Raw genomic sequence first — 21,558 nt, forward strand, 5'->3', positions numbered from 1 at the left:
TTACATTTTGCTATCCAAGTATTTACCAGTTTCCTTATGCCCAAAATCTGGAATCATATCATGAAATAGGGATACAATGTCTTTTTTGTTCCAATTTAGATTGATTTTCATTTCAGCAATGCGATTAGAAAAGTGATCGAGTTGGGAGTCATCAAAGTTAGGCTCGTTTTTGATTACGCCTAACTTTTCATAGCGATCCATGTCTAGTTCTTCGTTCTTCGTGAAGAATTCTTCAAAATCTTTTTCTCCAGTAGTGTCACTTTGGACAAATAGACATGGCCATTGTCCTTTATTCGGAAGTGTTTTGACGAGTTTTCTAGCTTGTTCTTCTGATTTACAAGGATACGGTTCATAACCGATGCCTTTTAGGTAATTGACTGCAATTTCAGAAAAAGTAATAAGGTGCAGGTCTTCACTTAGCTTTGGGAAATATATTTCACGATTTTGGCCAAAAATACAGGACATTAAACAAAGTTCACCTGATTCTTGAGGAATAACAAAGTATCGCTTTACATCAGATGGAGCTACAATGGGTTGTTTTTTTTGAATTCTTTGATTGAAGCCATGTAATAGAGAGCCATCTGAGAAGGCAACATTGGCAAATCGAGCTGTTGAAATATCAATCTCCTTGCTTCTTCTCATCAAAAACATCTCCATTATACGTTTGGAAGCACCCATCATATTAACTGGGTTGGCAGCCTTGTCCGTAGAAACACAAAAGTATTTTTTTACTCCTTTTTTGATTGATTGTTGGATGGTTTTATCAGTGTTGAAAATGTTTACATCAATCATTCGCATCAGCGTAAAAGGGTCTTTTTCACTTCGTACATGCTTTAACGCAGAGAGGTTCAATACATAATCATATTGGCCATCGGCTTCAATAAAAGCATCGTACTCAAGAGAGCCTATATCTAGTGCATAAGTGCTGAAATCACCTTCAATATATCCAAACGAACTTCGTATATCCCGAACGAGCTCAACCAAATTGTTTTCTGAGATGTCAACAACATGGAGTTTTTTAGGCTTTCTTTTAAAGATCTCCTTTGAAACTGCTTGGCCTATTGAACCAGCCCCTCCAATTACGAGAAAGGATGAATTTTCAACTTCTCTATTTAATTGGAAGCCATAAGTTTTAAGGTCTTGAATAAATAGTAATTCAGTACGTCCTATGATATCCAACATAGTAAGTGATTTTGTTATGTTTTTTTCAATATTAGGCATAGAATGCCTCCAATGCCAAACCCCACAAACGTAAAAAGCAATAAAATTATGCTTCGCTTTGGTTGACTTTTGTCTTCAGGTATCCTTACAGGCTCTAATACTGTAAACACAGGCGTTTGTTCCTTCAATTGTATTTTAGCCTGCTCTACCTGTGTAGACAGTCCTTTATAAACATCAAAAGTAATCTCATACTCCTGTTCTATATTTTTCAATTCGATTTGACCAGTAGCAGAGGTCACATTCATGTTTCGGTCGGTAGCACGGGCTAGTTTGTATTGAATTTTTTCGAATTTATTTTTCGCTTCTTCGTATGTCCCTTGTATAAACTCAAGGTTTTCTAAAGATTTATCCGTTTTGTATTTGATGACGGCTTCTGTAACCATCAGTTCAATTTTTTTAGCAATCTGTGCTGCCGCGTAGGGGTCGGGCATTTCAACAGTAACCCCTAATATACCCGTTTCGGCATCTATTTCAATCGAAATGCGCTCTTTGAATTTCTCAATGATGCCCCAGTCTTTTTTTGACAATCGATAAAAAGGAGAAGTGTTTTCTTTGATTATTTCCTCAGCAGAAAATGCTTTTTTGATGGTGCCTGGCAGGCCTATGGTATACTTCATGACATAGCCTAGAAGGGTAGGCGTTTCTACTTCCTTGAAGTAATGAAACGAAGTGGTGTGTAGGTCAAGTTGCTCGAAATATACGGTATCATTCATCACCTCTAAAATAAAAGGCAGGCTGTTTACAATTTCAGGGTAGAGCTGCGGAGTGAGTACGCCAGATCCCGCACCTCCCATGCTACTCAAATCTACCCCTGCGAGTCCTGCAAGACCTGCAAGTCCTCCCATATTTGGCATTTGTCCTTCCTGACTTTCGGGGAGTAATTTGCTAGAGGCTTCGTACTCTACGGGGCTGGTAAATGCAATGATCAAACCGATGAGAGCAAATACGCCAGCGACTTTGGCAATGAATCGTCGTCCAGCCCAAATGGTTTTGGCTAGTTCTACTAGATCGATTTCGTCGTCTTGTATGATTTTATGTTCTTTTTCCTCTGCCATTTTATTTGCTAACGATTTGACTAACGATCAATGCGATGGTGGCTATGCTCGATGCCATGGCTACCCAAGCTTGTGGGCTTAGTGGTTGTTTTTCGGGCTTTTTAGGTACTACGATCTCCATGCCTGGTTCTACTTGCGGGTAGTCTCTAAACCATAAGAAACTTTGGGTTTGAGCTGCAGACCCATTGGCATAGATGGCATATGACTTTGATTTTTTTGCACGTTGGTCAAACCCTCCAGCACTAGAGATATAATGTTTGAAGCCTGAGCCTTTGTTGTGTTGTATGTTACTAGGGTAGAGTACTTCGCCTCGGACACGTACTGTTTGAAACAGACGAGGGATACTTAAAATATCTCCTTTTCTGAGAATCAAGTCATATTTAGAGCCTGGAGATTCTATGATCTTTTCGAGGTTAATACCAATGGCTTCTTGTTGTCTAAATATTTCCAAACTGTCACTCAATGAAAAGCCTTCTTTTCGGAATCGGTAGGTTAAATCTTGGCGTCTGATTTCAGAGGCATCATCATCAACCTTTACATCAGCGATTATATTTCCTTCTGCATCTCTCACATTTCCATTATGAGGGGTTTTATAATATTCCGTTCTACGGATGAGTGTGGCACCCTTGGCATAGGCGTAGTTGGTCAAACCTCCTGATCTTTCTAGTAATGAAGAAATGCGTTCATCTTTTCTTTCTAGGGAATACTTACCAGGAAACTTGGTTTCGCCTTCTACTTCTACGATTTCTTGCTCTTGAAAGAAAGGGCTTTTTCGAATAACGACTAAATCGAAAGGTTGGAGCTTAAAATTTGAGGCCTCTGCTGATAAACTCAAGTCCTTGCTGATGGGGAAATTGAAAATCTCCGCAGACTTGTTGGCGTCACTTGTACTATCAGGATGTGTACGCCGGGCTACTTCTACAAATGAGCGAGCAGCAGATTCTTTGAATCCACCGGAGCGATAGATCATGTCTTCTACAGTCATGTCTTTGGCATACCCTAAAGTGCCAGGTTTGAGTACTTCGCCTTCTATGGTGATGTTATAGGCCTCACGCATAGAATAAATTGATTCGAATCGAATGACATCATTGTTTTGCAAAAGCATATTGTCTGATCCGGCGATGATTTTTTTTGGGTCGAAGGCCAGGTTGGATAAAGAAAAATCGTCGTTTCTTCTAATGATTACAGCACGTTCCATAAAAGTATCACCTCTTAGCCCATCAGCTTTTTTGAGTAGGTCGACTAAAGTCAACCCTTCTGTAAGTTCATATTGACCAGGGTTTAGGACAGGCCCCTCAATGGTCACGCGGCTTTTGAATTCTGTGGAAATTGTTGGGACTACGATTTCATCCCCGTTTTTCATTACAAAGGTGCTTCTTTCTTCTGGTGCAATGGATTTGACTACTCGGAAGTTGGATTCAGCACGAATGACGTTGAGCGTGCCGCTATAGGCATTTTTAGCAAAACCTCCAGCAAAGTTGAGTAGATCCCCAAAAGTTTCGCCTTCTTTTAGCTCGTAGGCCGCGGGTCTTTTGATTTCTCCTTGGAAGCGTACACGATTGATGTAAGGCTTTACAATCACTACATCTTGGTCTTTTAGGGTGGTATTTTCGCCGAGCCCTTTGATAAAAAATTCATAAGCATCTAAGGTAGATATCAATTCTCTTTCTCTATAAACTTCAATTTGTCTTAACGACCCATTGATGGTAGGCCCTCCTGCATTGTACAAGGCATTGAAAACAGTACCAAAAGAAGTCAGGCTATAGGTACCGGGCTTGTGTACCTGTCCGATCACATGTATGCTGATGGTTCGGATTTGTCCTAAGGTCACATCGGCAAAAGAACTTCTACCGATGGTACTGTATATTTTTTTGAGTCGCGCAATGATCTTCGTTTTGGCTTCTTCCATTTTCAAGCCATTCACGAAAATGGGTCCGATACTCGGTACGCGGATTGAACCTTCTGGAGATACGGTCACTTGATAGTTTTGCTCAGAAGCACCCCAGATATCTATGTAAAGTTCATCTCCTGGCCCTAAGGTGTAGTTGGCAGGACTGGGCACGTTAAGGTTGGGTTCGAAAGTCAATTTAGACGCGCGGAAAAATTTCAAACCAAATACTTCTAGTCCTTGGTCATATATTTTTAGTGAGTCGTCTATTCCATTTTTAGCGCTATTTATAGACTCCATGGGAGACATGAGTTGCTCTACTTGAGCATCTCCTTCCATGGGGTTTGTTCGGGTTCTAGCGCCAGACATGGCAGGGCTGGTAGATTCACTTGCTTGTGCTTGTAAAATTTTACCGCGAAGCTTGGTGATGTCTGTATCAGACATGCCACGCATTTTGGCCATCTGTACGAGTTGTTCTTCACTCATGCCACTAGACTCTAGTTTTTGGATTAATTGAGACATCTGATCTGGTGTCAGATTGTCTATATCTATGTTCTGAAGATTTTGTAAATCTGCAGCACTTTGCCCCTGTACAGTGGTGAACTGGCCTAGGGATATGGCTAATAGTAAGATACTTAAGAGTATGCGCCTCATATTGGTATTTAATTTCGCCGCAAGTTAGGAAATATTAATCTCCTAGCTGGCAAGTCACTAAAAAATGTGGATTCAGTAGGTTTGGCTTGTTGTAGATTACGGGTGATTCGGAGTCTTTTATAAGGACTTTTCCTCCTGCTTCACTAACTACTGCATGTGCAGCAGCAGTGTCCCATTCCATGGTAGGGGCAAAGCGTGGATAGAGATCCGCTTGTCCTTCGGCTATAGCCAATAATTTGAGGGAACTGCCCATACTAACAATCTCAGGATCGTTCAATTGATCCATAAAGTGCTGTGTATCTTCGTTGAGATGGGAGCGAGAGGCTACCACACGGATCCCAGTATCCGTTTGTCGACAGTTGTTTACTGTGATTTTTTCAGTGCCTGCTGCGTCTTCGAGGAAAGCCCCTTGGTCTTGGCTGGCAAAATACAGCTTGTCTTGCACGGGAACTTGAACTACCCCAAGGATAGGAGCGCCTTGATGGATCAAAGCAATGTTGACCGTAAACTCACCGTTGCGTTTGATAAACTCCTTGGTGCCATCCAATGGGTCTATCATCCAGAAATAGCCCCAGTCCTTTCTTTCTTCGTAAGGAATGTCTCTGCCTTCTTCGCTGAGGATGGGGAGATTGGTTTTTTCTAATTCGGCTACGATGGCCAGATGTGAGGCTTGATCTGCTTTTGTTAGTGGAGATTCGTCGGCTTTGGCTTCTATAGAAAAGTCACCAGATTCGTAAATTTCCAAGATCTCAACAGCAGCATTTTTAGCCGCTACTTTGGCTACTTCTAGCAGGGGGGAAAGGTTCATTTTCTGTGTTTTTTTAAACTAGTAGACCATTCACTTTCAACCATTAATACAATCGTGTTAATGGTTGAAAGTTAGTGTAGACGCTATACAATCATTCCTGCTGCCACAGTTTCGTTGGTGGCTTCGTCTACGAGAATCAAACTCCCAGTGATTCGGTTTTTCTTGTAAGAATCAGCTAAAAGAGGCTTGGTAGTGCGCAATTTCATTTTGCAAATGTCATTGGCTTTGATGTCCTTGTCTTCTTCGTTGCGATGTAGGGTACTGATGTCGAGCTTATAGCTAATTTCTTTGATCATCGTTTTGGCTTCAGCCGTAGTATGTCTGATCAAGTATTTGGCTCTTGGCTTTGGCCCTTGTGGGTTTAGCCAGCAGACCATAGCTTCGATGTCTTGCATCGGTTCAGGTTTGTTGTTGGTACGGACGATCATGTCGCCACGACCGACGTCTATATCATCCTCCAGCTGTATGGATACAGACATGGGAGCAAAGGCTTCGTCGAGTGGCCCGTCGTAGGTATCGATCGATTTGATTTTAGAACTGAACCCAGAAGGCTCTACTGTGATTTCATCACCTGGTTTGAATACACCACTGGCGATACGCCCTGCATATCCACGGTAATCATGGTATTTGTCGTTTTTAGGTCTGATGACAGTCTGCACAGGGAATCTGCAATCGATGTGATTGTGATCGCTACCAATGTGTAGATTTTCTAATGTGTAAAGTAGCGTAGACCCTTCGTACCAAGACATGTTTTCACTACGGTTCACTACGTTGTCTCCATTCAATGCTGAAATAGGAATAAATCGAACGTCTTTTACTTCAAGTTTAGAAGCAAATGCTTCGTACTCCTCTTTGATTTTTTCAAAAGTATTTTGATTATAATCCACCAAGTCCATTTTGTTTACACAAACAATTACATGAGGGATTTGCAACAGCGAGGCTATGATAGAGTGTCTTCTGGTTTGCTCAATTACGCCTTTTCTAGCGTCCACTAGTAGTAATGCGCAGTTGGCAGTAGAGGCACCCGTTACCATATTTCTGGTGTACTGAATGTGGCCAGGGGTGTCTGCAATGATAAATTTCCTCTTTGGAGTAGCGAAGTATCTGTAGGCTACATCGATAGTGATTCCTTGCTCTCGTTCGTCTTTGAGTCCGTCGGTAAGCAAAGCTAGATCTGTATGATCTAGACCTTTTCTTTCACTCGATTTGGCTACTTGATCCATTTGATCTTCGAAAATAGATTTCGAATCATAAAGCAAGCGCCCAATCAATGTACTCTTACCATCGTCTACACTACCAGCAGTAGTGAAGCGAAGCAATTCCATGTCTAAGTAAGAATTGTTATCGTGTGGAGTTATTTTATTCTGGTCTGTCATAATAGCAGAGTTTCCTTCTTAATTGTTGTCAACTTTCACTGTTGACTATTAACATTAATTTTGTTTTAATGAATTTCTTAATTCATTGAGTTGTTTGTCGACTGATCTAGTGTTGAAAAAATGAACAGCTAATCATTAACTCTAAAAGTATCCTTGTTTTTTTCTGTCCTCCATAGAGGTTTCGGAACGTTTGTCATCTTCACGGTTGCCACGTTCGGTTTGTCTTGCGGATGCTACTTCGTCTACGATCTTCTCTAAAGTGTCTGCATCAGATTCGTCGCCACCAGTGATGGTGATGTCTCCCAATGTTCTGAATCGTATCTTCTTAGTTACAATTTCTTCATTGTCTGCAATTTGGATATACTCTGATACTGGCAGCCAAGTATTGCTTCTTCTGATTACTTGTCGCTCATGGGCAAAGTATAGACTTGGAAGGGCAATGTTTTCAGACAAAATATATTGCCACACGTCCATTTCGGTCCAGTTACTCAAAGGAAATACTCTGAAGTTTTCACCTTGATGACATTTACCATTAAAGATATTCCAAAGTTCAGGTCTTTGATTTTTGGGATCCCATTGACCAAACTCATCTCTGTGTGAGAAAAATCTTTCTTTCGCTCTGGCTTTTTCTTCATCTCTTCTTGCTCCACCAATACAGGCATCAAAACCATGCTCTTCGATAGTGTCTAGCAAGGTGACGGTCTGTATGGCGTTTCGGTTGGCGTTTTTGCCTTTTTCTTCAGCCGCAGCTCCGTCGTCGATAGACTTCTGAACCGACCCTACAATCAACTTAACGCCAAGTTCTTCCACATACTTATTTCTAAACTCCATGGTCTCAGGGAAGTTGTGTCCTGTATCCACATGTACAAATGGGAAAGGGATTTTAGATGGGAAAAAGGCTTTTTTAGCCAAATGAGCTACACAAATGGAATCCTTTCCACCAGAAAAAAGTATGGCAGGGTTCTCAAATTGAGCAAAGACTTCGCGCAGGATATATATCGCTTCTGCTTCGAGCTCTTTGATATGAGTAAGATTGTAGTTCGACATATTGTTTCTTAATCTTCAGTTTATTTCTATTTTCTTAATTTAGTTTCAATCCAGAAGTCTGAATTGAACGTCTGATTCAATTGATGTTACTTGCTGAAAGCAATCATCATATTCATTAAATGGAATGAATCAGTATAATATTTATCAAATTTCTTATCGGAAATGTAATTTCTTCTGCCAAATCCATCGCCTTTTGCCATATCAATATGTTCTCAAATTTAAACTTCATAGATTCTAGCTTTCTGACTTCCCTCTTCCGACTTCCTTTCCCTCTCTTATTCTTCCAATAACAATGTCATATATGCGCTGAACACCCTCTTCGATCGAAAGTTTGTGAGAAGGGATTTCTATGTCAGCATTTTTTGGTTCTTCAAAAGGAGAGTCTATTCCTGTAAAGTTCTTGATTTTTCCTTCACGAGCTTTTTGATAGAGTCCTTTTACGTCTCTTTTCTCACATTCTTCGAGCGGACAGCTCACAAATACCTCCACATAGTTGTCGCCCATCATTTCGCGTACTTTGTCTCGCTCTTCTTTGAATGGTGTAATGAAGGCCGTTAGTACTACGGTGCCTGCGTCTACAAATAAGTTGGACACCTCTGTGATCCGTCGTAGATTCTCTTTTCTGCTTTCGTCAGAAAAATCTAAATCTTTGTTTAGACCGCTTCTTATATTATCCCCATCCAATATGTAGGTATTGATACCCTCATTGAAGAGACGAGTCTCTAAGCCACTCGCTAGTGTAGACTTGCCAGAACCTGAAAGGCCAACAAACCAGATCAAAAGGGGGCGGTAGCCCAACTTATTGATTCGATCGACTTGTTTGATCGTGTGATTGTGAGGGATGATGTTTTCTGTCATGCCGCGTTCTCTTTTTGTCGGTCGTCTAGCCCTAGGTTTATTCTGTACCAGATTTCTTCATGTCCATAATAAAGCGCCATTTTCAATACGGATTCGATCAATGCAATCCATGTGGCTTTTTCTAGCGCATCTTTGTGTCCACCAAAAAGGAGCAAAGCTAAAATAAAAGTAGTTCCTGATGCAATCACTCGCCAAGTAAGTGCTTTGGCAATGTGGCGCATTTTATGGCTGAGTTTTGTGCTTAGCTTAAACCAAATGCGCTCGTGAAAGTAATAAATAGCGATTTTGATGGAGGTCTCTAAAAGCGTAAGCCAAGACGCCATGGCGATTTCGGCCTTGCCAAAAAAAGCTAAAGTGAGCGAAAATGTAGTCGCTGAAGCGATGACGCGCCAAGTGAATGATTTGGTAATATGTCTGACCCTACTGTCCATGGTGTTGATTTTTTTAGAAAAGAATAATTGAAAAACAATCCTGATATACCATCAGGCAATAAACAATAGATCAACAGCAGGTTGTTGATTGATGAGTCTTGTATGTGAATAAAGTTTTCAATTTCCTCTCTGTAGGGTTAAATGAGCCGCAAACTTAGTAACAAAAGTTAATTTGAAAAGCATCAGTAGTTAAAAACTATAAACTGCCGTCTGAAATTTCTCTTGAAAGGATGCCTTTCACGTCATATATCACTGCGTTTGTTTTTAGTTTTTTCCAGTCGATGGATTGAAATTCATCATGAGCAACAGCTAAAATATAAGCAGAGTATCCAGAGGTGATTTCGCCTTCAAGCTCATACCCATATTCGGCTTTCACCTCTTCAGTATCTGCCAGTGGGTCGTGGATATGCACATTTACATTGTACTGTGTGAGTTCATCAGCAATATCTAGGACTCTGGTATTTCTAATGTCAGGACAGTTTTCCTTAAAGGTAAGTCCCAATATGAGGACGTTGGCCTGTACGATTTCCAAGCCTTTTTTAGCCATGTGTTTTACCACCTCGTTTGCCACATGTTTGCCCATGTTGTCATTGATCCGTCTTCCTGCCAGTATTACCTCTGGCAAGTAGCCGACACTTTCGGCCTTGTGAGTGAGGTAGTATGGATCTACCCCGATACAATGCCCCCCGACGAGCCCTGGTTTGAAAGGTAAAAAATTCCATTTGGTAGCGGCGGCGGCAAGGACCTCATGAGTGTCTATGCCTATTCGGTTGAATATCAGTGCCAGCTCATTGACAAATGCAATATTGATGTCTCGCTGGGCATTTTCTATGACTTTGGCTGCTTCTGCCACTTTGATGGAAGAGGCCTTATGTGTACCAGCTGTGATGATAGATGCATAAAACTGATTTACCTGTTCGGCAATTTCTAGTGTGCTGCCACTGGTTACTTTTAAAATGTCTTTAACCCCTCGATCTTTATCTCCAGGATTGATCCTTTCGGGTGAATACCCACAGTAAAAGTCGGTGTTGAATTTTAATCCCGAATACTGTTCCAAAACAGGTACACATTCGTCTTCTGTACATCCTGGGAATACTGTGGATTCATAGACTACGATATCGCCAGATTTCAAATACTTCCCGATGAGCTGAGAAGCGCTTTTCAGGAGGGATAGGTCTGGGTTGTTGTTTTTATCAATCGGAGTAGGGACCGTTACAATATAGAAATTAGCAGAAGCCAAATTTTCTTCTTTTGCTGTAAACTGTAAATCCAGCTCTGCATTAAAAGCCTCGGGTTCTATTTCACCCGTTCGGTCGATGCCATTTCGGAGCTCTTCTATCCTTTTGGCATTGATGTCGAAGCCTACCACTGGATATTTTTCGGCCGTGGCTACGGCCAGTGGCAAGCCCACATAGCCTAGTCCTATGATTGCTACTTTGTGTCCCATTTTATTTGATTAGCCGTTTACTTTTTTCATGAAATATTCAAGCGTTGGCTTTAGGCCTTCACTTCTGGAAAATTTTGGTTCCCAGCCCAATATTTCTTTTGCTTTTGTGATGTTTGGCTGACGCTGCTTAGGATCGTCCATGGGTAGCGGCTTGTAGGCGATTTTGGACTTGCTGCCTGTCAGTTTCAAAATTTCTTCTGCAAACTGATTGATGGTGATTTCGCTAGGGTTACCAATGTTCACAGGGTCGGGGCAGTCGCTGAGCAAGAGGCGATAGATGCCCTCCACGAGATCGTCCACATAGCAGAAAGATCTTGTTTGTGAGCCATCACCAAAAGCAGTAAGGTCGTCTCCTCTGAGTGCCTGTCCGATGAAAGCTGGAAGTACACGCCCATCGTCCAAGCGCATTCTTGGGCCATAGGTGTTGAAAATTCTAACAATTCTAGTTTCTACACCGTGGAAAGTGTGATAGGCCATCGTCATGGCTTCTTGAAAACGCTTGGCCTCGTCGTAGACACCTCTTGGGCCTACAGGGTTTACATTGCCCCAGTAGTCTTCGGTTTGAGGATGTACGAGCGGGTCTCCATATACTTCTGAGGTAGAAGCGATGAGCATTCTAGCACCTTTGGCTTTCGCCAATCCCAGCAAATTGTGTGTGCCTAATGAGCCTACTTTTAAGGTTTGGATGGGCATTTTTAAATAATCGATCGGACTGGCAGGGGATGCAAAGTGCATGATGTAGTCCAAGTCGCCTGGCACATGGACAAACTTCGACACATCGTGGTTGAAGAATTCAAAATCTTCTCTATGAAACAAGTGCTCAATATTATCTAATGAGCCTGTAATCAGGTTGTCCATGGCTATGACATGGCAGCCTTCTTTCAAAAATCTATCGCAAAGGTGAGAGCCGAGAAATCCAGCGCCTCCTGTAATAAGTACTCTTTTTTTAGTCATCCTTTTTAAAAATTTAATGGCGCACTAGCAAATGCGCTGTAGATTTTGTCTTTGTCGGAAAGGATTAATTCCTCCTCATCCAACATCCAGTTTATATTTAGTGTAGGGTCATTGTAGCACACTCCATCCTCATGATCTGGCGCATAGAAGTTGTCTATGGCATAAAATATCTCGGCCTCTTTTGAGAGCACCAGAAACCCATGCGCAAAGCCTTTGGGAACATAGAGTTGATTCTTTTTTTCTTCGGAGAGTATGGTCGAATAATGCTGACCAAAGGTTGGTGATTTTTTTCTGAGATCAATAATGACGTCTTGTATTTCGCCTTTCGTGGCAGTTACTAGTTTGGCTTGTGCATGTGGAGGTGTCTGAAAGTGCATTCCGCGTAGTACCCCTTTGGCAGACTTGGAACAGTTGAATTGCACGGGCTTAAAGTCAATGCCAGTCTTCGATTCGAACGTTTGTATATTAAACCATTCGAAAAAATAGCCCCGTTTGTCGTTGTGTATCGTAGGGTTTATCAAAAAGGCTCCAGAGAGCGGGAGAGCTTCTATTTTCATTTTAATAAATTTAATAGATAAGTGCCATATCCACTTTTGATTAGCGGTGTAGCTATTTGCTCAAGCTGCTGGGCATCAATGTAATTCATTTTGTAGGCGACTTCTTCGATGCATCCTATTTTCAACCCCTGACGCTCTTCGATAATTTGCACAAATGAGCCTGCCTCGTTGAGGGAGGAAAAAGTGCCTGTGTCTAACCAAGCAGTACCTCGGTCTAATATCTGAACGCTTAATTTTTTCTGGTTGAGGTATTGGTTGTTTACCTCCGTGATTTCTAATTCACCTCTTGGGCTAGGTTTGATCGATTCGCTGATTTCTACCACTTGGTTATCGTAGAAATAAAGCCCAGGTACAGCGAAGTTAGATTTAGGGTTTTGTGGCTTTTCTTCGATAGAGATGACTTGATTGGATTTGTCAAACGCTACTACTCCGTACCTTTCGGGATCTTGTACGTGATAGGCAAATACAATTCCGCCATTTGGATCTATGCATTGTTGCAGTTTTTTGGATATACCTGAGGCATAAAAAATATTATCGCCTAGAATAAGCGCTACTTTGTCCTGCCCTATAAATTCTTTGCCAATAATAAAAGCTTGGGCTAGGCCTTCTGGTTTTTCTTGAACGGCATATTGAAAGTTACAACCCATTTGGCTGCCGTCGCCCAATAGACTTTCAAACATGGGCAAATCTCGTGGAGTAGATATGATTAGAATATCCCTAATACCAGCCAGCATCAAAGTGGACAGGGGGTAGTATATCATGGGTTTGTCAAATACGGGCAATATCTGCTTGCTCACAGCTACAGTGAGTGGGTGTAACCGAGTTCCTGATCCGCCTGCCAAAATGATTCCTTTCATCTAAATATATAGTCTTCTGAGGTGTAGTAGGTTTAGCAATCTGTGCTTTCTAGGCTTATTTTGGCTGAGCAGCCATTGGAAAGAGGCAAGTCAATGATCATGTCAGATTCCGATACATCAGAAACGGGTAGGTCATAAGGGTCGCCATTTGACGGATCAAGTCTGATTTTTCCATCCTTTGCCTCAAAGTCTCCTGTTTCGCTATTGGGGCTGCCGTCAAAATTGGCAGTGAGTGAGTAAGTGCCATCTCTTCCCAAAACAAGAGTCATGCATGAGACACATTCAGATAAATCTCTTTTGCATTCTAGGTCACCGTTGTCTAGCGGGTCTGAGCAGCCAGATCTCACAATGTTGGTGCCAAGCCATGTGCCTAGTATTACACTTTCGGTACTGTCTTCACCACAGCTGGTTATTGTCATGTGACCGACTAGTACCAGTCCTAGCAGCACATATTTTATATCTTTCATAAGGCAGGATAATTTTAGAGAATCCAAAATTAGGTATTCGTAGGGTAAAAGGGAATTTAATCTCGAATGATTACACCTGTTGCTACAAAATTGTACCCGACCTGTGGTTCTGTGATCGAAGCGATATCGGCTTCTGATGCTCCTGCATCTTGTGCGTAGTGCTGTAGTTCGGCCACAGAAGTTTCTTGTTTTATACAATAGCCTTGTACGGTGGCTGTTTTGCCTTCTTCTCCGTTTTTGGGCACAAAAAATCCGTAATCTTTGAACGTTACTCTTAGGGGATCGTCTTGATCCGTTTTGAGCTGCATCCAGCAGCCTTTGACTGCACAGGTTTTTTCTATTGGCCCAGATAGAGTCATCCAGACGGAATCAGATTTAGACATCAGTTTAGGTAGATTGGAAATGTCTGAGACGGCTGTTGGGTCAAATGTTTTCCCATATACCTTACTGGTTTGTGGTTGTTGTTTGGGTTCATTTTTCCAACAAGAAAAGATTAAAACACAGCCAAGAAAAAGAAGGCTCACATTTTTCATTCGAAAGTTGATTTGAGTTTCATGATACGGTTGTAGGAGGTCTGAATTCGGTCAACAGAAATCTCTCCAGAAGTGACATAGTTGCTTATGATTGTATGAATCTGTGAAGGGGTTCTTCTTTCATTACCTGGCACGTTATTGCAAAAAAGCATGACATCTACTCCTGCATGGATGGCCATTTTGATCGATTCCTCAAATCCAAAGTTTTTTGATATGGCATGCATTTGCATGTCGTCGGTGAAAACCACGCCTTCGTAACCGAGTACGCCTCGCAGGATGTTGCTGATGATGTAGGGGGATAGTGTTGCTGGCAATTTGGACGGATCCAAATGTTCGTTGATGATGTGAGCAGTCATGACACCATCGATCCTGCCAGAGTCAAGCAGGTATTTGTATGGCATTAGTTCGGCGAATTGCCATGTATTGCTTACGTCGGCCACACCTAGGTGTGAATCATTTTTAGAACTTCCATGCCCAGGAAAGTGCTTGAGCGTGGTCAGTACGCCATTGGAGCGGTGCACATCTATGACCGCTTGTGCATGAGCGGCTACGATCTTGGGGTCGTTTGAATAACTGCGCCCCAGCTTGGCAATGACAGGATTGTCTGGATTGATCGCCACATCTACATCTGGCGCATAGTTTAGGTTGAATCCAAATTCGTTCAGTGTCGAGGCCGTATTGTTGGCATAGAAAGTTGTTGTGTCTAGGTTATTCATAGCACCCAGCTCACCCGCTTGTTTGGTTTCAGGAAAACCGTATTTGGGCTTGAGCCGATTGACACGCCCTCCTTCTTCGTCTATGCTTATAAATAGCGGAATAGTGGCGGCTTCAGTAAGCAGGTCGATGGTTCTTTTGAGTTGTTTTTTGGGATGTTCGGTGTTGATATTTTTTTCGAAAAAGATTACTCCCCCTACTTTCCCAGCTTTGATTTCATCCAAGATATTAGCGTCTTTTTCGAGGTATGAATAGTCGCCAATTCCTGTCAGAATCATCTGGCCGATCATTACATCAAGACTTATAGAATCCTTTTCGGTCTCTAGGGTTTGCGCAATAGCAGTTATGGAGTATAGCGCGATACACGCCAAGGCAAATAATTTCTTCATACTTTTAAACCTAAAATGTGAATGCAATATAAGTAACTAAAACTGTTTACTTTTGCAGGCACTTTGCCTTTTGGTACAGACAATGCCACTTTTTTGGTGCTTTGAATTTATAACAGTACATTTAGTTTATGCAAATCGAGCCCGGTAAGTTACTCGCCCAAATCAACTCTCCCGCGGACATGAAGAGCCTCGATGCTGTCCAACTGGTCAAGCTATCTGATGAACTTCGTCAATACATTGTAGATGTGGTTTCGGTATATGGTGGCCATTTTGGTGCCAGTTTGGGAGTGGTGGAGCTTACGGTAGCTCTACACCATGTGTTCAATACACCCGAAGATCAATTGGTTTGGGATGTAGGCCATCAGGCCTATGGACACAAAATCCTAACTGGCCGGAGAGACCAATTTCATACCAATAGGTTTTATAATGGACTGTCTGGTTTTCCAAAAAGGAAAGAAAGCGAATATGATGCTTTTGGAGTAGGGCATTCATCTACCTCCATTTCGGCAGCTCTAGGGATGGCTGAGGCCTCTCGTCATAAAAATGAAAAGCAAAAGCAACATATTGCTGTGATTGGAGACGGGGCCATGACTGGAGGTATGGCCTTCGAAGCGATGAACCATGCGGGTGTGTCTAAATCGAATTTGCTCATTATCCTTAATGATAATTGCATGTCGATTGATCCAAATGTGGGCGCGCTTCGAGATTATCTTACAGACATTACTACCTCTAAGACGTATAACAAAATGCGTGATGAGGTGTGGAATATATTGGGTAAAATCAGCAAGTTTGGGCCAAATGCCCAAGAAATAGGTTCTAAGGTAGAAAGCAGTGTCAAGTCTTTTCTGCTTAAGCAGAGCAACCTCTTCGAATCACTTAACTTAAGATATTTTGGGCCTATCGACGGGCATGATGTGAATCACTTGGTCAGTGTTTTGAATGATCTAAAAGATATTCCTGGTCCTAAAATATTGCACTGCCTTACCAAAAAAGGCAAGGGTTATTCCTTGGCGGAAAAAGATCAAACCAAATGGCACGCGCCAGGTACTTTCGACAAGTTTACAGGGGAGATTCATAAAAAAGTATACGAGACGCCACAGCCACCTAAATACCAAGAAGTATTTGGTCATACGATTGTGGAGTTAGCCGAAAAGAACCACAAAATCATGGGCATTACCCCAGCGATGCCTTCTGGCTCGTCGTTGAACATCATGATGAAAGTGATGCCAGATCGAGCCTACGATGTAGGTATAGCGGAGCAGCATGCCGTTACTTTTTCTGCAGGTCTGGCTACTCAAGGGTTAGTGCCGTTTTGCAATATCTATTCTACTTTTATGCAACGGGCCTATGATCAGGTCATTCATGATGTAGCTATTCAGAATTTGAATGTAGTTTTTTGTTTGGATCGCGCTGGTTTTGCTGGGGCTGATGGCCCTACCCATCATGGCAACTACGATATATCTTTTTTCAGGTGCATACCAAATATGGTAGTATCTGCCCCGATGAATGAAGCCGAGTTGAGAAACCTAATGTACACAGCGCAATTGCCAGATCAAGGGCCGTTTTCGATCCGATACCCAAGAGGCAACGGTGTAATGCCTGATTGGAAAACGCCATTTGAAGAAATAAAAATAGGTACAGGGAGAAAATTAAAAGAAGGCGACGCATTGGCTTTTCTAACCTTGGGTCATGTGGGTAATTATGCCACTGAGGCTGGCGAAAAGTTACAAAAAGAGGGCTTAGATGTTGCGCATTATGACATGCGATTTGCCAAGCCACTGGATGAGTCCATGTTGCATGATGTTTTCCATAATTACAAATATGTGATTACAGTAGAAGACGGCTGCCTGCAGGGAGGATTCGGTAGTGCTATACTAGAGTTTATGGCAGACCACGGTTACCAGAGCAAAGTGGTAAGGTTAGGTATTCCTGATGAAGTAGTAGAGCATGGTACGCAAATGGAGCTTCACAAAGAATGCGGGTTTGATCCTGATGGGTTGTATCAGGCTGCCAAGAAGCTACTGGTACTTCAAACGATCTAAATTATCAGCATATTTTGGGCGATATTGTATATCTAATTCTATCCAAGTACAGAATGTCGGAAAATACGTATATTGTATTTTGGCGTACAGCCCTCATATGATTACCATGAATAGATACATATTGGTTTGCCTATTGGCGTCGGGTCTGGGTTTGTTTTCGTGCAAACGGTCCAATCTAGATATGACTGCTCTCGAAGAGCAGGAACAAGCCGAAGACCCTACCTATGGATACAATCCTGAAAACGTACTTGATTTTGATTTGAATAAAATCAAAGAAAGAGGCTACTTCACCGCTATCGTAGACAATAGCTCTACGGGGATGTTTCTATATAGAGGCGAACCGATGGGATATGAATATGAGCTGCTTTCCTTGTTTGCTGAACGAATGGGACTTGAGCTAAGGTTTAACATCACACCAAGTATGGGCGATGGTTTTAGAAAACTCAATTCTGGCCAAGGCGACATCTTGGCCTACAACCTGTCAGTTACTAAAGAACGTCAAGAATTCATGGATTTCACGGATCCTCACAATTTTGTCAGGCAAGTTTTGGTTCAGCGTAAGCCAGACAATTGGCGTTCTTTAAAACTCCATGAAATTGAAAAAACACTAATTAGAAACCCCATAGATCTTATCGGTAAAGAAGTGCATGTGAGGAAAGGGTCGGCTTATACTACTCGGTTGAAACACTTAGCAGAAGAAGTCGGGGGCGATATCCTAATAGTAGAAGAGTTTGATGAGTTAGAGACAGAAGCTTTGATTGAAATGGTCGCCACGGGAGAGATCGACTATACGGTATCGGACGAAGATGTGGCTCTAGTCAACGCCAGGTACTTTCCAATACTCGATGTGCGTACGGCTATAAGTTTTCCTCAGCAGATTGCTTGGGGTGTAAGAAAACACTCGCCGCAGTTGCTCGATACGCTCAATGCATGGATTGGGCACATGAAACGCACCAATGAGTATTATGCGCTTTACGACAAATATTTTAAGAGTACTCGAAAAAGCAAGGAGATGGTGGAGAGTGACTTTTTTTCCAAAAACTCGGAGCGAATTTCACCCTACGACAGCTTAATTAAAATAGGTGCCGAAAAGCTCGGCTGGGACTGGCAACTGCTGGCTGCACAAATTTCTAAGGAATCTCGATTTGACCCTCGAGCAGAGTCTTGGGTAGGTGCCAGAGGTTTGATGCAGGTCATGCCTAGAACGGCGAATTCTTACGGCATTCATAATTTGTATAGTCCTTCGTTAAACATCAAAGCTGGGGTAAAACACCTCTTGTGGCTAGAAGACGTTTGGAAAGAAATAGATGACCCTATAGAAAAATCTAAGTTCGTTTTAGCTTCTTACAATGTAGGGCAGGGGCATGTACAGGATGCTGCTCGATTAGCTAAAAAATATGGGACTAATCCAGAACAGTGGGAAGATGTAGCTAAGTATCTCCGACTGAAAGCAAAGAAAAAATACTATATGGATCCTGTGGTTCAGTTTGGCTATTGTCGTGGAGACGAGCCTGTGGACTATGTAGAGGATATTTTGTATAGATATGGGCGCTACCTCCAGATGGATAAGAGTGCGGCTGTGGCAGCAGATGATCAGCCAATAGTCGAATAGTTTTATTTGACACTCAGAATGTTCGGCGAAGGTATTATCTTTAGAACTCTCAAGCTTTACCAATCCCTATGAACGCACAACTTCACCAACTCTACATTGAGTATATCAAATCTAGAAAAATACGCATTCCAGAAGATCAATTCATATACTTGGCTAAACTCTACCCAGCCTTGCTGGTATGTATGAGTGATGGCGTGCTAGATAAGGAAGAATGGGATGGGATCGTGATGGCTACCAGAGGGCTTTCTGCCGAATTTGTAAAATCACCTGAAGACGATAGAGACATGATTGCAATGTCGTTTAGAACAGAGATCAGATATCTGCTAGACAATGTGGACAAATGGAATAAGAAATTTCTTAATGCACTGCACGATGCTATCAAAGACAATAAATTAGATCAAGAATTTATATTGGAAACGATGTATTTGTTTGCCAACATAGCTGATGGGATATCAGATGAGGAACAAGAGGCGATCAACAAACTTGCTCATCGCCTTGAGATTGATCATGCTTGAGGCTTGGGAATTTTTACTTGATCTAGATAGAAAAACACTCGGTTAGACTTGTAGTTGAGCGGTGCTATTTTTGTGATTTCTACAGATTTGTGATTGATGAAAACCTCGAAATAATTTCCATCTAATAAGAACAAATTTACCTTGAATTCATTGTATTGAATGTCTGTAATAAACTCCCCGTTTTTGTAGATATGTTGAACTCTGTCCCCTAGGGACATATTCAGGAATTGTACTTGAGTCATTGTATCATCTTGTTGTTGTATTCAATATACTTAATAATCTAGGAAATCTTTTAGTGATTTATCGAATATTAAATCGTATTTGTCTTGTAGGATTTCGTCCAAATGGTTGTGATATTCACTGAAAAACGTGAGGTTGTTGTGCTTTCCTCCATGGATAGGTATCAATCGAGTGGTCAATGGAGCTTCTTTGCGTAATCTGACACTAGACCGGTATGGAATTAACCCATCTTTTGTACCATGAATAATGTAAATCGGGCACCTCACGTACTTGATCCAAATGTCTGTTCGGATGTGATATTTGAGTAAAATGGATAAAGGGAGGAAAAATAGCCACCGAGAGGTGAGTTGAGAAAGGCTATAGTAGGGGGCATCAAGAATCAACATTTTGGGTTTGTTTTTAGAAGCCAACTTGGCTGCAAAGCCTGATCCCATAGATCTGCCATAGATGATAATTTTTTCTTCTGGATACCATCCTCTAACTTGATTGTAGATATATTGACTGTCTTTGTAGATGGCCTTTTCTGCACGCTTGCCAGTACTCTTGCCAAATCCCCTATAGTCGATCAACAAGACTTCGTAATCGCTCCTTGTAAAGTCGCGGGCATATTTACTCCATCCTTTGATGCTTCGTGTATTGCCATGAAAATAGATGACAATCCCTTTAGGTTCTTTTACTGTAAAATGTAGGCCGTTTATCTTTACGTTTTCTTCCACATCGAAGAAGAGCTCTTCGAATGGGTCTTCATATTTATATTCAAAATCTTCGGGGAGTTTTTCTGGGTGAAACATGAAATACTCCTGCACCAGATAGACGATCAAGGAAAGCAAAAGATAGGCACTTAGGCCAATAAGGAGATACTTTTCCATACTTGAAAATACAGGAAATATCGACACCTCACAAATAGCCTTCTATAGACAAATCAGAAGGCTATACTTTGATGACATTGGTGTTTTTTCGACTTACCATGATTGGTGGCAGGTTCGCTAAAACCTCTTTGTGTAAGGCTTCTAGGAGTTTCTTTTTGGCGTAGCTTTTCTTTACGACAAGTCCAACCTCTCGTGTGGGAACAGGTTCAGAAAATTTTCGCAGTTTGGTTTGTTCGTCTTTTGAAAGGTCTAAAGTGAACAGTTCTGGCAATAGTGTGTATCCTCCTCGGCGATCCACTAATTTTTTGAGTGCTTCTAGCGACCCACTTTCATAGAGCACGCGATTGTTGTAGCGGTCTGCTTTTTTTGCATTGCAGATGTTCAGCATTTGACTTCTAAAACAGTGTCCTTCATCGAGTATCCACAAACCTTCATTTTTCAATTCTGCAGAGGAGACGGTTTTGTGATCGTACAGAGGGTGCCTGTGTGAGATATAAGCATAAAATTCTTCGTAAAAGAGAGGAAGCTCTTTCATGCCTTCTTCTTTTAGGGGTGTCACCATGAGGCCTATATCTATTTGATCTTTTTTCAGTAAATCGAGCATATCGCCAGTCATGTGTTCGCTTACCTGAAGATTGATTTTCGGATATTTATCAATAAAAGAAGAGATAAAAAGAGGAACTAAATAGGGTGCCAGTGTTGGGATCACCCCTATCCTTACATCTCCACGAATTTCATGTTTTTCGTCATCTATGATTTCTGTGATTTTCTTTGACTCGGCTATGATTTTTCTGCCTTGCTCGATGACCTGTGCGCCTATTTCTGTAGGTTCAATGGGATGCTTAGAGCGATCGAAAAGAATGACGCCTAGTGTATCTTCTAGTTTTTGGATTTGCATACTCAGCGTAGGCTGGGTAACAAAACATTTTTCGGCGGCTATAGCAAAGTGTCTATAGTTGTCGAGAGCAATGATGTATTCTAGTTGTACGAGTGTCAATGGCTGCTATAAAATGAGAGTGAAAAA

General features: G+C 41.7%; 21 protein-coding genes. 3 read left to right on the forward strand and 18 right to left on the reverse strand.

Annotated features, from left to right (window positions below):
* From N7E81_RS05790 to N7E81_RS05860, 15 genes are all read right to left on the reverse strand, one after another.
* On the reverse strand, positions 1–1,182 hold the full coding sequence (locus N7E81_RS05790) for a UDP-N-acetylglucosamine 4,6-dehydratase (protein ID WP_263052338.1): 1,182 nt from the start codon (positions 1,180–1,182) through the stop codon (positions 1–3).
* Positions 1,183–1,196: 14 nt separating this feature from the next.
* Positions 1,197–2,276 (reverse strand): Wzz/FepE/Etk N-terminal domain-containing protein, encoded by a 1,080-nt coding sequence (locus N7E81_RS05795; RefSeq protein WP_263052339.1) that lies wholly within the window; start codon positions 2,274–2,276, stop codon positions 1,197–1,199.
* 1 nt (position 2,277) lies between these two features.
* On the reverse strand, positions 2,278–4,818 hold the full coding sequence (locus tag N7E81_RS05800; RefSeq protein ID WP_263052340.1) for an SLBB domain-containing protein: 2,541 nt from the start codon (positions 4,816–4,818) through the stop codon (positions 2,278–2,280).
* 34 nt (positions 4,819–4,852) lie between these two features.
* Positions 4,853–5,626 (reverse strand): 3'(2'),5'-bisphosphate nucleotidase CysQ, encoded by a 774-nt coding sequence (gene cysQ, locus N7E81_RS05805; protein WP_263052341.1) that lies wholly within the window; start codon positions 5,624–5,626, stop codon positions 4,853–4,855.
* A gap of 83 nt (positions 5,627–5,709) precedes the next feature.
* Positions 5,710–7,002: a sulfate adenylyltransferase subunit 1 gene (locus N7E81_RS05810; RefSeq protein WP_263052342.1), complete on the reverse strand. Its 1,293-nt coding sequence runs from the start codon at positions 7,000–7,002 to the stop codon at positions 5,710–5,712.
* 141 nt (positions 7,003–7,143) lie between these two features.
* Positions 7,144–8,049 (reverse strand): sulfate adenylyltransferase subunit CysD, encoded by a 906-nt coding sequence (gene cysD / locus N7E81_RS05815; RefSeq protein ID WP_263052343.1) that lies wholly within the window; start codon positions 8,047–8,049, stop codon positions 7,144–7,146.
* Positions 8,050–8,283: 234 nt separating this feature from the next.
* Positions 8,284–8,907 (reverse strand): adenylyl-sulfate kinase, encoded by a 624-nt coding sequence (cysC, locus tag N7E81_RS05820; RefSeq protein WP_263052344.1) that lies wholly within the window; start codon positions 8,905–8,907, stop codon positions 8,284–8,286.
* Positions 8,904–9,338 (reverse strand): DUF2061 domain-containing protein, encoded by a 435-nt coding sequence (locus N7E81_RS05825; protein WP_263052345.1) that lies wholly within the window; start codon positions 9,336–9,338, stop codon positions 8,904–8,906. The genes cysC and N7E81_RS05825 overlap by 4 nt, the downstream gene beginning before the upstream one ends.
* Positions 9,339–9,534: 196 nt before the next feature.
* A complete protein-coding gene (locus N7E81_RS05830) occupies positions 9,535–10,785 on the reverse strand; it encodes a nucleotide sugar dehydrogenase (RefSeq protein ID WP_263052346.1) in 1,251 nt (416 codons plus the stop codon).
* A 9-nt stretch (positions 10,786–10,794) separates the two neighbouring features.
* Positions 10,795–11,739 carry a UDP-glucuronic acid decarboxylase family protein gene (locus N7E81_RS05835; RefSeq protein WP_263052347.1) on the reverse strand — a complete coding sequence of 315 codons (945 nt, stop codon included), beginning with the start codon at positions 11,737–11,739 and terminating at the stop codon, positions 10,795–10,797.
* Between the two features lie 5 nt (positions 11,740–11,744).
* Positions 11,745–12,296, reverse strand: coding sequence for a dTDP-4-dehydrorhamnose 3,5-epimerase (gene rfbC, locus N7E81_RS05840; protein ID WP_263052348.1), 552 nt, complete (start codon positions 12,294–12,296; stop codon positions 11,745–11,747).
* Positions 12,293–13,153 carry a glucose-1-phosphate thymidylyltransferase RfbA gene (gene rfbA, locus N7E81_RS05845; RefSeq protein WP_263052349.1) on the reverse strand — a complete coding sequence of 287 codons (861 nt, stop codon included), beginning with the start codon at positions 13,151–13,153 and terminating at the stop codon, positions 12,293–12,295. The genes rfbC and rfbA overlap by 4 nt, the downstream gene beginning before the upstream one ends.
* Positions 13,154–13,185: 32 nt before the next feature.
* The gene (locus tag N7E81_RS05850; RefSeq protein WP_263052350.1) at positions 13,186–13,620 is read right to left on the reverse strand and encodes a copper resistance protein NlpE; all 435 of its coding nucleotides are present in this window, start codon (positions 13,618–13,620) and stop codon (positions 13,186–13,188) included.
* Positions 13,621–13,676: 56 nt separating this feature from the next.
* On the reverse strand, positions 13,677–14,153 hold the full coding sequence (locus N7E81_RS05855) for a DUF4920 domain-containing protein (protein ID WP_263052351.1): 477 nt from the start codon (positions 14,151–14,153) through the stop codon (positions 13,677–13,679).
* Positions 14,150–15,256, reverse strand: coding sequence for a glycoside hydrolase family 3 protein (locus N7E81_RS05860; RefSeq protein WP_263052352.1), 1,107 nt, complete (start codon positions 15,254–15,256; stop codon positions 14,150–14,152). The genes N7E81_RS05855 and N7E81_RS05860 overlap by 4 nt, the downstream gene beginning before the upstream one ends.
* A 128-nt stretch (positions 15,257–15,384) precedes the next feature.
* Between N7E81_RS05860 and dxs the strand changes: the two genes are divergently transcribed.
* The 3 genes from dxs to N7E81_RS05875 all read left to right on the forward strand — a co-directional run bounded on the left by dxs (position 15,385) and on the right by N7E81_RS05875 (position 19,425).
* Positions 15,385–17,298 (forward strand): 1-deoxy-D-xylulose-5-phosphate synthase, encoded by a 1,914-nt coding sequence (gene dxs / locus N7E81_RS05865; RefSeq protein ID WP_263052353.1) that lies wholly within the window; start codon positions 15,385–15,387, stop codon positions 17,296–17,298.
* Positions 17,299–17,404: 106 nt separating this feature from the next.
* Positions 17,405–18,910 carry an MltF family protein gene (locus N7E81_RS05870; protein ID WP_263052354.1) on the forward strand — a complete coding sequence of 502 codons (1,506 nt, stop codon included), beginning with the start codon at positions 17,405–17,407 and terminating at the stop codon, positions 18,908–18,910.
* Between the two features lie 68 nt (positions 18,911–18,978).
* Complete coding sequence (locus N7E81_RS05875) at positions 18,979–19,425, forward strand: tellurite resistance TerB family protein (RefSeq protein ID WP_263052355.1); 447 nt, start codon at positions 18,979–18,981, stop codon at positions 19,423–19,425.
* On the opposite strand, the gene N7E81_RS05880 is transcribed toward N7E81_RS05875, so the two are convergent.
* The 3 genes from N7E81_RS05880 to N7E81_RS05890 all read right to left on the reverse strand — a co-directional run bounded on the left by N7E81_RS05880 (position 19,416) and on the right by N7E81_RS05890 (position 21,531).
* Entirely contained in the window at positions 19,416–19,667 is a 252-nt protein-coding gene (locus N7E81_RS05880; RefSeq protein ID WP_263052356.1) for a hypothetical protein, read from the reverse strand. The genes N7E81_RS05875 and N7E81_RS05880 overlap by 10 nt on opposite strands.
* Before the next feature lie 30 nt (positions 19,668–19,697).
* On the reverse strand, positions 19,698–20,534 hold the full coding sequence (locus N7E81_RS05885; RefSeq protein WP_263052357.1) for an alpha/beta hydrolase: 837 nt from the start codon (positions 20,532–20,534) through the stop codon (positions 19,698–19,700).
* A 61-nt stretch (positions 20,535–20,595) separates the two neighbouring features.
* On the reverse strand, positions 20,596–21,531 hold the full coding sequence (locus tag N7E81_RS05890) for a hydrogen peroxide-inducible genes activator (RefSeq protein WP_263052358.1): 936 nt from the start codon (positions 21,529–21,531) through the stop codon (positions 20,596–20,598).
* Between the last annotated feature and the right edge of the window lie 27 nt (positions 21,532–21,558).

The sequence above is a fragment of the Reichenbachiella carrageenanivorans genome (assembly GCF_025639805.1).
Lineage (GTDB): Bacteria > Bacteroidota > Bacteroidia > Cytophagales > Cyclobacteriaceae > Reichenbachiella > Reichenbachiella carrageenanivorans.

Coding starts and splice junctions, on each gene's coding strand:
- N7E81_RS05790 (WP_263052338.1), bottom strand. CDS start 1,182: ATGTTGGATATCATAGGACGTACTGAATTACTATTTATTCAAGACCTT.
- N7E81_RS05795 (WP_263052339.1), bottom strand. CDS start 2,276: ATGGCAGAGGAAAAAGAACATAAAATCATACAAGACGACGAAATCGAT.
- N7E81_RS05800 (WP_263052340.1), bottom strand. CDS start 4,818: ATGAGGCGCATACTCTTAAGTATCTTACTATTAGCCATATCCCTAGGC.
- cysQ (WP_263052341.1), bottom strand. CDS start 5,626: ATGAACCTTTCCCCCCTGCTAGAAGTAGCCAAAGTAGCGGCTAAAAAT.
- N7E81_RS05810 (WP_263052342.1), bottom strand. CDS start 7,002: ATGACAGACCAGAATAAAATAACTCCACACGATAACAATTCTTACTTA.
- cysD (WP_263052343.1), bottom strand. CDS start 8,049: ATGTCGAACTACAATCTTACTCATATCAAAGAGCTCGAAGCAGAAGCG.
- cysC (WP_263052344.1), bottom strand. CDS start 8,907: ATGACAGAAAACATCATCCCTCACAATCACACGATCAAACAAGTCGAT.
- N7E81_RS05825 (WP_263052345.1), bottom strand. CDS start 9,338: ATGGACAGTAGGGTCAGACATATTACCAAATCATTCACTTGGCGCGTC.
- N7E81_RS05830 (WP_263052346.1), bottom strand. CDS start 10,785: ATGGGACACAAAGTAGCAATCATAGGACTAGGCTATGTGGGCTTGCCA.
- N7E81_RS05835 (WP_263052347.1), bottom strand. CDS start 11,739: ATGACTAAAAAAAGAGTACTTATTACAGGAGGCGCTGGATTTCTCGGC.
- rfbC (WP_263052348.1), bottom strand. CDS start 12,296: ATGAAAATAGAAGCTCTCCCGCTCTCTGGAGCCTTTTTGATAAACCCT.
- rfbA (WP_263052349.1), bottom strand. CDS start 13,153: ATGAAAGGAATCATTTTGGCAGGCGGATCAGGAACTCGGTTACACCCA.
- N7E81_RS05850 (WP_263052350.1), bottom strand. CDS start 13,620: ATGAAAGATATAAAATATGTGCTGCTAGGACTGGTACTAGTCGGTCAC.
- N7E81_RS05855 (WP_263052351.1), bottom strand. CDS start 14,153: ATGAAAAATGTGAGCCTTCTTTTTCTTGGCTGTGTTTTAATCTTTTCT.
- N7E81_RS05860 (WP_263052352.1), bottom strand. CDS start 15,256: ATGAAGAAATTATTTGCCTTGGCGTGTATCGCGCTATACTCCATAACT.
- dxs (WP_263052353.1), top strand. CDS start 15,385: ATGCAAATCGAGCCCGGTAAGTTACTCGCCCAAATCAACTCTCCCGCG.
- N7E81_RS05870 (WP_263052354.1), top strand. CDS start 17,405: ATGAATAGATACATATTGGTTTGCCTATTGGCGTCGGGTCTGGGTTTG.
- N7E81_RS05875 (WP_263052355.1), top strand. CDS start 18,979: ATGAACGCACAACTTCACCAACTCTACATTGAGTATATCAAATCTAGA.
- N7E81_RS05880 (WP_263052356.1), bottom strand. CDS start 19,667: ATGACTCAAGTACAATTCCTGAATATGTCCCTAGGGGACAGAGTTCAA.
- N7E81_RS05885 (WP_263052357.1), bottom strand. CDS start 20,534: ATGGAAAAGTATCTCCTTATTGGCCTAAGTGCCTATCTTTTGCTTTCC.